The sequence below is a fragment of the Candidatus Protofrankia californiensis genome, from assembly GCF_900634765.1.
GTDB classification, from domain to species: domain Bacteria; phylum Actinomycetota; class Actinomycetes; order Frankiales; family Frankiaceae; genus Protofrankia; species Protofrankia californiensis.
Genome location: NZ_CAAAFT010000197.1, coordinates 8,879 through 9,590, shown reverse-complemented (window position 1 = coordinate 9,590; position 712 = coordinate 8,879). Strand labels below are relative to the sequence as shown.

General features: G+C 70.2%; 1 protein-coding gene. It reads right to left on the bottom strand.

The annotated features are described in order from the left end of the window. On the bottom strand, positions 1 to 712 hold a 712-nt coding region (locus DD1DGNOD_RS29240; RefSeq protein ID WP_241255642.1), incomplete at both ends, for an NADP-dependent isocitrate dehydrogenase.

Below are 712 nucleotides of genomic sequence, written 5' to 3'. Positions count from 1 at the left end.
GCCCAGTAGAGCGCCAGATAGAAGTGGCTGCCGCGGTTGTCGATGCCGCCCAGGCGGCGGCTGGGCGACTTGTCCTCGTTGAGGAAGGTGGCGGTCGCGCGGTCGAGGGTGTCGGCGAGCACCTGGGCGCGTGCGTTGCCCGTCGTCTGCGCGAGGTGCTCGAAGCTGACCGCCAGCGCGAGGAACTCGCCCAGGCTGTCCCAGCGCAGGTAGTTCTCCTTGAGCAGCTGCTGGACGTGCTTGGGCGCGGAGCCGCCGGCGCCGGTCTCGAACAGGCCGCCGCCGTTCATCAGCGGGACGACCGAGAGCATCTTGGCGCTGGTGCCGAGCTCGAGGATCGGGAACAGGTCGGTCAGGTAGTCGCGCAGCACGTTGCCGGTGACCGAGATCGTGTTCTCGCCGCGGCGGATCCGCTCCAGGGAGAACGCGATCGCGTCGACCGGCGCCAGGATCTCGATCCGCAGTCCCTGGGTGTCGTGCTCGGGCAGGTACGCCTTGAGCTTCTCGATCAGCTTCGCGTCGTGAGCGCGGTTCTCGTCAAGCCAGAACACCGCCGGGTCGCCGGTGGCCCGGGCGCGGGTGACGGCGAGCTTCACCCAGTCCCTGATCGGCGCGTCCTTGGCCTGGCATGCGCGGAAGATGTCGCCGGCGGCGGCCGCCTGCTCCAGGACCACGGTGCCGGCCTCGTCGACGAGCCGCACCGTACCCGCGG